The organism is Prosthecobacter sp. (assembly GCF_044373815.1).
Lineage (GTDB): Bacteria > Verrucomicrobiota > Verrucomicrobiia > Verrucomicrobiales > Verrucomicrobiaceae > Prosthecobacter.
Map to the genome: position 1 here is coordinate 1 of NZ_JBIPNG010000239.1, position 9,692 is coordinate 9,692.

At 58.5% G+C, this 9,692-nt stretch carries 11 protein-coding genes; 5 read left to right on the top strand and 6 right to left on the bottom strand.

Annotated features, from left to right (window positions below):
• From ACIREA_RS18515 to ACIREA_RS18525, 3 genes are all read left to right on the top strand, one after another.
• Nucleotides 1–790 (top strand): aminotransferase class III-fold pyridoxal phosphate-dependent enzyme (locus tag ACIREA_RS18515; RefSeq protein WP_397383816.1); only part of this gene is annotated, 790 nt, incomplete at its 5' end.
• Entirely contained in the window at nt 784–1,479 is a 696-nt protein-coding gene (locus ACIREA_RS18520; protein ID WP_397383817.1) for a 7-carboxy-7-deazaguanine synthase QueE, read from the top strand. The genes ACIREA_RS18515 and ACIREA_RS18520, both read left to right, overlap by 7 nt.
• Nucleotides 1,476–2,126 carry a thermonuclease family protein gene (locus ACIREA_RS18525; protein ID WP_397383818.1) on the top strand — a complete coding sequence of 217 codons (651 nt, stop codon included), beginning with the start codon at nt 1,476–1,478 and terminating at the stop codon, nt 2,124–2,126. The genes ACIREA_RS18520 and ACIREA_RS18525 overlap by 4 nt, the downstream gene beginning before the upstream one ends.
• Here the strand turns inward: ACIREA_RS18525 and ACIREA_RS18530 are convergent.
• Together ACIREA_RS18530 and ACIREA_RS18535 are read right to left on the bottom strand one after the other, a co-directional pair.
• Nucleotides 2,110–2,505, bottom strand: a complete 396-nt coding sequence (locus ACIREA_RS18530; protein WP_397383819.1) for a (deoxy)nucleoside triphosphate pyrophosphohydrolase — start codon at nt 2,503–2,505, stop codon at nt 2,110–2,112. The two genes, ACIREA_RS18525 and ACIREA_RS18530, sit on opposite strands and share 17 nt — an antisense overlap.
• Before the next feature lie 9 nt (nt 2,506–2,514).
• Nucleotides 2,515–3,612, bottom strand: a complete 1,098-nt coding sequence (locus tag ACIREA_RS18535) for a glycosyltransferase (RefSeq protein WP_397383820.1) — start codon at nt 3,610–3,612, stop codon at nt 2,515–2,517.
• 99 nt (nt 3,613–3,711) lie between these two features.
• Here ACIREA_RS18535 and ACIREA_RS18540 point away from each other — a divergent pair, with 99 nt between their 5' ends.
• Both ACIREA_RS18540 and ACIREA_RS18545 read left to right on the top strand, forming a co-directional pair.
• Nucleotides 3,712–3,969, top strand: coding sequence for a hypothetical protein (locus ACIREA_RS18540; RefSeq protein WP_397383821.1), 258 nt, complete (start codon nt 3,712–3,714; stop codon nt 3,967–3,969).
• Entirely contained in the window at nt 3,966–4,259 is a 294-nt protein-coding gene (locus ACIREA_RS18545; protein ID WP_397383822.1) for a hypothetical protein, read from the top strand. Before ACIREA_RS18540 ends, ACIREA_RS18545 begins: the two co-directional genes overlap by 4 nt.
• Nucleotides 4,260–4,292: 33 nt before the next feature.
• On the opposite strand, the gene ACIREA_RS18550 is transcribed toward ACIREA_RS18545, so the two are convergent.
• From ACIREA_RS18550 to ACIREA_RS18565, 4 genes are all read right to left on the bottom strand, one after another.
• Nucleotides 4,293–6,284: a response regulator gene (locus ACIREA_RS18550; protein WP_397383823.1), complete on the bottom strand. Its 1,992-nt coding sequence runs from the start codon at nt 6,282–6,284 to the stop codon at nt 4,293–4,295.
• Between the two features lie 21 nt (nt 6,285–6,305).
• On the bottom strand, nt 6,306–6,773 hold the full coding sequence (locus tag ACIREA_RS18555) for a response regulator (protein WP_397383824.1): 468 nt from the start codon (nt 6,771–6,773) through the stop codon (nt 6,306–6,308).
• Nucleotides 6,774–6,793: 20 nt separating this feature from the next.
• On the bottom strand, nt 6,794–8,125 hold the full coding sequence (locus ACIREA_RS18560) for an ATP-binding protein (RefSeq protein WP_397383825.1): 1,332 nt from the start codon (nt 8,123–8,125) through the stop codon (nt 6,794–6,796).
• A 414-nt stretch (nt 8,126–8,539) separates the two neighbouring features.
• A partial coding sequence (locus ACIREA_RS18565) for a DUF1592 domain-containing protein (RefSeq protein ID WP_397383826.1) occupies nt 8,540–9,692 on the bottom strand: 1,153 nt, incomplete at its 5' end.

Genomic DNA, 9,692 nt, shown 5'->3' on the forward strand with positions numbered 1-9,692 from the left:
TGTCGTGGCCCGCTGGAATGATCCTGCGCATCTGCGTCAGCGGGTGGCGGAGCATCACGATCAGATCGCCGCGATCATCTTTGAGCCGGTGCTGTGCAACACGGGCTGCATGCCTGCGGTTGCTGGCATGCTCGAAACGATTCGTGAGTTGTGCGATGAGAACGGCATCGTCATGATCGCTGATGAAACCATCACTGGGTTCCGATTTGGTGCGGGCTGCGCGCAGTCCTACTACGGCTTTACGCCTGATCTGACGATTCTCGGCAAGGCCATTGGCGGCGGTGTGCCGTTTGCCGCGCTGGTGGGCAAGGAGAAGATGTTTGCCAAGATCATGAGCGGCGAAGTCGTGCATGCGGGCACTTTGAATGCGAACCCGCTCTGCCTTTCCGCTGCGAAGTGGTGCCTTGATGAAGTCATTGCACTCGGTGACAAGCATCCTGCCGGTATGATCGCACTCGGCGAGCAGTTGATGGCTGGTTTGAGCAAACTGGCTGCGCAGCACGGCATCCCGCTGCAACCGCAAGGCCCTGGTCTCGTTTTTCATGCCACCATGCTCAAGCCTGGGGCACCTGCTGGCCCCATCACGAACTACCGCGACTACGCTCTGCGTCAGGATGCGCCGCGCTGGGCCCATCTGCGCCGCTGCCTCCTTGAAGAAGGTGTGCGCGCTATTGAGCGCGGCCTGTGGTTCATCAGTCTTGCGCACACGCAGGCGGACATTGATGAAGCCCTGCAACGTGCCGCGCCCGCCTTTGCCCGCCATGCGGCGGAGTGGAAAGCCCCATGCTGATCTCCGAGACTTTTTATTCTGTGCAGGGCGAAGGCTCGCTTGTGGGCGTGCCTTCTGTGTTTGTGCGGACTTCTGGCTGCAATTTGCGCTGCACGTGGTGTGATACGCCTTATGCGTCGTGGAAGCCGGAAGGTGTCGAGATGAGTGTGGAGGAAATCGTTGCCGTGGTGCAGCGTGAGCCGACGCGCTTTGTCGTCGTCACCGGCGGTGAGCCGATGGTGGCAAAAGGCATGCCGGAGCTGCTGGCGCAGCTGCGGGAAGCTGGGAAGCATATCACGATTGAAACGGCAGGCACCGTAGCGCCGCAGGGCGTGGCCTGTGATCTGGCCTCCATCAGCCCGAAGCTGGCGCATTCCACACCAAGCGAAGCGAAGGCAGGCAAGGCATGGGCGGAAAAGCATGAGAAATTGCGTCTGCAGCCAGAAGTGTTGCGTGCCTGGTGTGAGAGCTACGACTTCCAGCTTAAGTTTGTCGTCGCCACAGAGGCGGACGTCGAGGAAGTGCGCGCGGTGGTGGCGTCCATCGGTGTGCCGGTGCCGCCAGAGAAGATTTTGCTGATGCCGGAGGGTATCACTCAGGAGGCGCTCAAGGCGCGGCAGGCCTGGCTGGTGGAGGTGTGCAAGCGCACTGGCTGGCGCTACTCCCCGCGGCTGCACATTGATTTGTTTGGCAACAAACGCGGGACATGAAACGGCGGTCGTCGAGAGGGTCGCGATTTTTGTGGGGGCTGCTGTGGCTGTCCCTCGCGCTGCTGCAGGCATGGAATCATTACCGTGACAAACCGGTGTCAACCCAGCCGCCGGAAGCGGAGAGCCGGTTTGTGGCACTGGCCGATGCCCAGCTTGTCGAGGATGCAGGCAATGATGGCGACAGCTTCAAGATCGCGCATGATGGCAGCGAGCACGTGCTGCGGTTGTACTTCGTCGATTGTCCGGAAAAGCGGCTGTATCCGCTGGTGAAAAACCGGCTGAAGGATCAGGCGGCTTATTTCGGAGGCTTGAGCATTCCGCAAACGGAGAGCTTGGGGCTGGAAGCGAAGGCCCTCACTGAGAAGCTGCTGCATGAACAGCGCTTTTCGATTCAAACCCGCTGGGAGCGTGTCTATGACAGCGCCCGCTCCTATGCGCTGGTGTTCTTTGATGATGGCGAGGAGCTCTCTGAAAAGCTGGTGAGGGCGGGACTGTGCCGGATTCACACCAAGGGTACGTGGATGCCGGATGGACGTCGGGAATTCGACTTTGAAACGCATCTGCGTGCGCTGGAGAAAGAGGCGAAGGCTGCGAAGCGTGGTGCGTGGGGAAGGGCAAAGCCGGTGCCTTCTACATCAAACCCGTGAGCAATGGCACATCTGCTGGGGCGAGATTGTAGTTCCTCAACTGCGTGCGCTCCACCCACACCAAGGCGGTGTGTTCGTGTGGATGAGGGGCGGGGCTTTCAGCGGTGATTTCGCAGATGAAGGGGATGAGTTCGATGCTACCCCAGTCATAGGCGTGGACGAAGGGCGTGAGGGTTTGCGTGATGCGCACGGAGCAGCCGAGTTCTTCCTGGAGTTCACGATGCAGGGCGGCCTCGGCGGATTCGCCGGGTTCGACTTTGCCGCCGGGAAACTCCCACAGGCCGCCGAGTTTTTTGTCGGGCGGACGTTGCGCCAGCATGATGTGCTCGCCACGCACAATGATGGCGCAGACGACGGGCACGGGCGGGGGCGTTTCCATGGGCGAAGCTCAGGCGGTCGCGATGGTCAGCGCGGCCTTGGCGGTGCGCACGGCGGCGTCGGGCATGCTGATCTTGGCCATGTTGGCCCGCATGCGGCGGCCCACGGCGCTGTTGTTGGTGAGGATGCTTTCGACGGCGGCGGCGGTTTCTTTGGCGCTGTTGGTGACGATGCCGCCATCGTGTTTGGTGAGCATCTCGGCATTGCCCTCCTCCTGACCGGGGACCACGTAGTCGATGACGGCGGGGATTTTGGCGGCGAGTACTTCATGCAGGATGGCACCACCGGCCTTGCAGATGACGACGTCATGCGTGCGCAGAAATTCCGGAATGCGCTTGGTCCAGCCGATGATCTCGATGGTGTCAGGCGGCATGGAGTCCATGAAGCGCCGCAGGACGTGGTAGAGGCGTTTGTCATGCTTGCCCACGGGCAAGGTCATTTTCACGCCGCTGCGGAAGAGGGGCTTCAGCGCCTCCAGTGTGGCAGCGACGCGCCGGCCTGTGGTGGAGGGCAGGTAAAGAATGCGGGCATGCGAAACCGGCGGCAGCACGGGCAGTGGCTCCGTGAATGCGAGATCTACCGGGAATCCGGTGACGCGGATCTTTGACTCAGGCACGCCGAAGCCGATGACCACTTTTTTCGTCTCGTCATCGGCCACGCAGAAGAGCTCGCTGCCAGACATGACCCAGACACGGTTCACGCTGATGGAGTCGGTGATGACGGTGCACAGCGGCGGCACGGCCTGCTGCTTTGACAAGGATTCCAGCAAAATGGCATACAGCGGGTAAGTGCTGATGATCAGGCGTGGCTGCTCCTGCTTGATGCGTGCTTTCAGAGCGTTCACCATGGCGGTCTGCCAGAGGGCATCCGGCCCGGTGACGGAAGGCCTGCCCATGAGATCGTAGGTCATGCGCCAGCCAGCCGGCCAGTGGGTGATGGCGAATTGGTACAGGCTTTTGCATACATCGGAGATGAGCGGCATGGCCTCGCTGATGAGATCGATGGTCTCGATTTTCTCTTCGGGGCATAGACGGGTCAGAGCCTCCGCCACAGAGCGTGCGGCGGTGTTATGCCCATCGCCAAAACCTGCGGTTAGGATCAAAATCACCGCGCATCGCTGGCTGATAAACGAATGAAAACAAGCGAAAAGGGCAGGCAAACTCGTGGGTTGACATTATTTCGGATTTGTTAATAATCAGGATTTAACATGACTCGGCAACGTGCCAGAACCACGAGCCAGACGCTCGCAGCCACCGTGACCCTCGCAGTGGTGCTGATCATGCTCACGCCGCTGCGCCGTGGCGCACTTGAAAATCAGTCGCGGCAGGCGGGTTGGACACCGCTGCTCAATCTGGGCGGCATGGCAGACAGCGATTCGTTCCACCGTTTGCACACCTCTCCTGATCACTTTGCTGCGAGCGATCGGCCACTTTCCCGCCAACCTTCTTCCATTCCGGTGCCATGAGCGGCCGGTTCAAGCCTCCGGGGCAGTGTCCGGTGTGTGGTGAATGGGTGCCCCGAGGAGCCGCTGCTTGTGATGACTGCGGAGCCTGTGCCAAGTCAGGCTGGAGCGGCGACACGCATGCGGATGGTCTGGATCTGCCGGATGATGAGTTCGACTACGACGACTTCGTGGCGCGTGAGTTTGGCGGCAAGACCTCCAAACAGCCGCTGGGCATGAGCCTCTGGTGGTGGGTGGCGCTGGTGCTGCTGCTCATTCTCGTTGTCGGCGTGCTGCTGCCGCTGTTTGGCTAAAGGGGGCGGTGCTCTCTCCTCTTCAGCCGGCGCTCAAGCAGTCAGGGGCATGAGTGAGGCAGAACTCTCAGAAAGTCCGTTGTTCGGATGGGTCCGAAAGACCTGAGCGAACTTAGTTGGATGTTGCGCAAAGATGCGGCTGAGAACTTCTGCAAGCTGGTGTTCATCACAGGGTTTATCCAGAAAGCAGGTGACCCCTAATGCTCTAAACTGGCTCTGGATATCATCCTCCAGGCGACCGCTGGAAACGATGATTGGAATTTCGGGCAGGATTTTTCTGAGCATGCCCACAAAGGAGAGTCCGTCCTGGTTCGGCATGTGCAAATCGGTGATGACGGCGTGGACAGACGGATGCTCTGTCAACCATACCAAGGCTTCGAGACCGTCCCGGGCCAGCACGACCTGGAAATTCATGCGCTGCAGCACTTCACGGGCGATCTCCCGCACTGTTGTTTCGTCGTCCACAAACAAGATGATTTCGCCCTGACCGTAGAAAGGCATCTTCTTCTGAGGCGCCAGCTCGGGCTCGGCGGCGGAAGCGTCGGTGGGCAGAAAAGCGGTGAAAGTCGTCCCTTGGCCGGGGGCTGAGGACACCTCAAGAAAGCCATCGTGTCCCTTGATGATGCCCATGACGGTGGACAGGCCCAGTCCGGTGCCTTTGTCGGGTGTTTTGGTGCTGAAAAAGGGATCGAAAATGCGGTCGCGGATTTCTGCCGAAATGCCTGTGCCTGTGTCATTCACCTGGATTGCCACAAAAAGACCGACCTTGGCATTGGGGGGCATGCCAGGATGCACGCTGCTGATTTCCACCTTCCTTGTCGCCAGTGTGAGCCTGCCACCCGAAGGCATGGCGTCCCTGGCGTTGACGCAAAGATTCAAAAGAACCTGGTGAAGCTGTGTGGCATCTGCCAGTACAGGGGGGAGGTTTTTTTCACGCTCCACCGTGATGGTGATGTTTTTTGGGAAGGTGCACTCCACGATGGCTCCCATTTCCTGGAGGAGGTAGTTGACCTGAATGGGACTGCGTTCTCCCTCCGAGCCCTTGGCAAAGGTAAGCAGCTGGCGGATCATGGCTGCGGCGCGTCTGACGCTGCTGTCAAACAAGTCCACGATACCTGGAGCGCCCGGATACTTCGCTTTCAGCAGATCCACTCCCATCATGATGGGCGCAAGCGCGTTGTTCAGGTCGTGTGCAATGCCTCCAGCCAGTGCGCCGAGGGCTTCCTGTCGCTGTGATCGAAGCAGCTGCTGTTCTAGCGCCTTGGCTTCGGTGAGGTCATGATTGACGGCAAGGATGCCGTCAGGAATGCCTTGTGCGTCTGTCAGCAAAGTGAGCTGACAAAAGACGACCAAGGCACGCCCTTCTTTATTCTTTTGGCGTGTCTCGCCATGCCACTGACCGACGCGCAGCACTTCTTGAAAAATAGCGCCGATCCGTTCCTCGGGTTCGCGGAATATCACACGGAGCACGGAATCGCCGCAGATCTCAGCCTGAGTGTAGCCGTAGAGCTTGGTGGCCGAAGGATTCCAGAAGCTGAGTGTCATGCTCTTGTCGCACACAAAAATGGCATCGGTGGCCTGATCGATGAGGCGGGCCTGACGGCGGATGTGTTCGGTTGCCTGCTTGCGCTGTTTCAACGCATGGTATTCTTCCAAGGCACGCTGGACGGCCGAAGGGAGCCGCTCCATGCGCTGCTTGAGAAGGTAGTCCGTGGCGCCTGCTTTCAGGCATTTGACCGCTTCTTCGGCCTCGATCGCCCCAGAAACAATGATCACCGGAACATCGGGACAACTCGCTCTGGCCAGGATCAGAGCAGTCAGGCCGTCGAAGTCCGGAAGATTAAAGTCACAAAGGATCAAATCATGACCCCGTTGTGCCAATGCCTGCTCAAAGGGCCTGCGGCTCATGACATGGCTGATCTCACAACAAACACCGTTGTCATCCAGCAGATCGGCCACCAGCGTGGCATCGCGCAGGCTGTCGTCGAGATGCAGGATTCGGGTGGGCGTGGATGGAGCGTGCATGGTGTCGGCCTGGCTCTGCGATTAATTTCTCACTTCATGGCTGGGCTGCACGCTGCACGGAGGCGGTTCGTTCATCATCGCCCAGAACCCTCCGACCATTTTCACGGCTTCGACGAATTCATGGAAGCCGACAGGTTTCACCACATAAGCATTGACCCCCAGATGGTAGCTCTTAACCAGGTCCTGCTCTTCGCGCGAGGAGGTCATCATGACCACGGGAATGACTTTGAGGTCCGGGTCACCTTTGATCTGACTCAGAACCTCCAGACCGTCGACCTTGGGCATTTTCAAATCGAGCAGGATGACCGCAGGTTGTTCGTTGGTGCGGGCCGCGAACGGGCCGCGCCTGTACAAGTAGTCAAGTGCTTCGGCACCGTCGCGCAGGGTGATCACTTCATTGGCCAGATTGTAGGTGGCCAGCGCATCCAGCGCCATTTCAGTATCGCGCGGACTGTCATCGACGAGCAGGATTCGTTGGAGGTGTGCCATGGATTGGGTCGGGTTGAATTCTATGAATTCGTTGATCGTTTCAGGGTGAAATAGAAGGAGCTGCCTTCACCTGGTTTGCTTTCCGCCCAGACGCGGCCGCCGTGCCGGGCAACGATGCGGCGCACGTTTGCCAGGCCAATGCCCGTGCCTTCGAATTCATCCGCGCGATGCAGCCGCTGGAAGACGCCAAAGAGCTTGTGGGCGTACTGCATGTCGAAGCCCACTCCATTGTCGCGCACAAAAAGAATGAGCCGTCCATCCTCCTCGCCAGCGGTGCCGATTTCGATCAGGGCCGGATCGCGTGGTCGGGAGTACTTTACTGCGTTGCCCAACAGATTGACCAGCACCTGCCTGAGGACGGCAGCATCTCCGATGACCACGGGCAGCGGTGCGATCTTCCACTCGATGTTTCGATGCTGGGTCGTGGGTTCCAGGCCATGGAGGGCTTCCTGCAAAAGATGGTTTAGATCAACCGAGCCTTCACTCATTTCCATGCGGCCCATGCGGGAGAAGGCGAGGAGATCGTCAATGAGCTGGCCCATTTCCGTGCTCGCTTCGTTGATGGTTTTGAGATAGCGCCGGGCTTTCTCTGACAACTGGCCGTCGATGTTTTTTTGCAGCATTTCGACGTAGCCTTGAATGTGCCGCAAAGGCGCACGCAGATCGTGGGATACCGAATAGGAGAAGGATTCCAGCTCCTTGTTGGCTTCGAGAAGTTGTTCGGTTTGATGCTTCAAGTTCGCATTGAGCCGTGCAATCTTCGCGTCTGCTTCCTTTTGTTCGGTGATGTCGTGACCGGTGGCGTAGGTCAGCCCCCGTCCGACCTCCGGCTGGGCTTTCCATGAGATGCAACGCCATGAGTGATCTTTGCACTGGTAGCGGTTTTCAAAATGAATGGTTCGTTCGCCACAGCTGAGTTTTTCCAGTTCGGCAACCGTGCCAGCGTAGTCGTCCGGATGGACCAAGTCGAGGATGGGGCGCGCCAGCAGTTCGTCGGCTGTGTAGCCGAGTGTCTGGGTGAAGGCCGGATTGACTTGTTTGAAAAAGCCGTCCGTTCCGGTGATGCACAGCAGATCAAGCGAGAGCGTGAAGAAGCGTTCGCGTTCGGCCTCTGCCTGCTGGCGTGCGGAAGTTTCCTCGGCGGCGAGGCGATGCAGCCGCTGATTGTGGCGTGAGACATAGAAAGCTCCCAGCGCTGCCAGACTGCTGGAGACCGCGATCGTCATGGCATGCGACTGCCAGAGGGTGATTTTTGGAAAAAACCACATCTTGATGAACTGGTACACGGTCATCAAAACCGCGGTGGCCAGCAGCACCATGACCGAATGAATGTATGAGTTTTTAGAGCTCATACGAAACAGAACTGGTGCCAAAGGGTGAAGCGGTCTTTCCGAGCTTTCAGTAGCTCTGAATTCAGATCATCAGGGCTGTGATAAACAACGGCCGTGGGTTTGCCTTGCAAGTCATTGTTGGTATGTAGCAGCAGAGGCATTCAATATGTGGGATTGCTAAAAATGTGGTCCACATCATATCCTTATACACACTGATAATTGTTACAGTTGTGTGATTATCAACGATCTAAGGCTATGCTTATGCGGTTTTAGGCGTGGTTGATAAGTGGTAATCCAAGTTACCAGATCTCCCAATTATTGATCCCAGCTTGGCCGCGCTGCTAATGGCGAATGTTCATGCGATGGCATTGATGATATCGCCCGGATTTGACGGATTACTTCTTCCTCAGACGCTCGTTCAATGATCGAGGATGATCACGGCGTCGCCGAGCCCATGTCCTTGCCATTCAGCACGGCCAAGAGTGTCAGATCGACGAGGAGCTTCTGTACATTGCAGCTCGATGCCGCGAAACTTTTCTGCAGATCTTCCAGAGTCTGCGGCCCATAGGCCAGCGGCTGCTGTTTGACGAAATGATTGAAGAGCTGGCGGATGAAGGCGCGGTGGCCGTAGGGGCTGCTGGCCACGTAGTTCACAATATCGCGCGGGCCGCTCAGGCGCACCACCTTGCCTTCGTCGTCGGCAAATTCACCGGCGGCATTCACGGGCTTGTTGTTGTCCTGTGTGCGCCAGCGGCCGATGGCGTCGAAGTTTTCGAGGCTGAAGCCGAGCGGGTTGATGGTGGAGTGGCAGGACATGCAGGTCTTGTTGCGCGTCAGTTCGGTGATCTTCTCGCGCATGGTCAGCTTTGGATTGAAGTGGCTCTCATCAAAGGTGACCGCCATGGGTGGGGGACGCAGCGAGAGGCCGACGATGTTGCGCGTGAGGAAGACGCCGCGATGGATGGGCGAGGTGGCGCGGCTTGAAGCTAGTGAGGAGAGCAAATACGGATGGGTGACCACTCCGGCACGCTGTTTCGGATCAAACGCCACCTGCTGGAAGTCGCTGCCCTTTACAGGAGTGCCGTAGAATTTGCCGAGGCGGTCATTGAGCAGCAGGTAATCGGCCTGGAGGAGCTGGCGGTAGTCAGACTGTGGGCTCCAGACGACCCGGTCGAGGAATTCAAACAGTGACTCGCGCAGATCTGCCAGCACGCTGTCATCAAAGCCGGGGAAGATCTTCAAGTCCTTGGCGTTGCCCTCGGCGCGTTCGAGTTCCAGCCAGTGGTGGAAGAAGCCGTGCAGCTTCGCCTTCGTGCGCGGGTCAGGAAGCATGCGCTGAGCCTCGGCGCGGATTTGCTCGGGTGTGTGCAGTTTGCCAGCCGTGGCGGCCTGCATGAGCTTCCTGTCAGGGATGGAGTCCCACAGAGTCAGGGCCAGACGTGAGGCAAAGGCGAAGTCGTCGGGCTTTTCGTTTTCGCGCAGTTCGGGGTAGAGAAACTGTGGTGATTTCAGCGTGAAGAGAACGATGCGCTTCACGGCCTGCTCCGGGCTCTTGGCGGTGGCGAACAGCTTTTCCACATAGAGCTGT

Coding starts and splice junctions, on each gene's coding strand:
- ACIREA_RS18520 (WP_397383817.1), top strand. CDS start 784: ATGCTGATCTCCGAGACTTTTTATTCTGTGCAGGGCGAAGGCTCGCTT.
- ACIREA_RS18540 (WP_397383821.1), top strand. CDS start 3,712: ATGACTCGGCAACGTGCCAGAACCACGAGCCAGACGCTCGCAGCCACC.
- ACIREA_RS18545 (WP_397383822.1), top strand. CDS start 3,966: ATGAGCGGCCGGTTCAAGCCTCCGGGGCAGTGTCCGGTGTGTGGTGAA.
- ACIREA_RS18525 (WP_397383818.1), top strand. CDS start 1,476: ATGAAACGGCGGTCGTCGAGAGGGTCGCGATTTTTGTGGGGGCTGCTG.
- ACIREA_RS18555 (WP_397383824.1), bottom strand. CDS start 6,773: ATGGCACACCTCCAACGAATCCTGCTCGTCGATGACAGTCCGCGCGAT.
- ACIREA_RS18550 (WP_397383823.1), bottom strand. CDS start 6,284: ATGCACGCTCCATCCACGCCCACCCGAATCCTGCATCTCGACGACAGC.
- ACIREA_RS18530 (WP_397383819.1), bottom strand. CDS start 2,505: ATGGAAACGCCCCCGCCCGTGCCCGTCGTCTGCGCCATCATTGTGCGT.
- ACIREA_RS18560 (WP_397383825.1), bottom strand. CDS start 8,125: ATGAGCTCTAAAAACTCATACATTCATTCGGTCATGGTGCTGCTGGCC.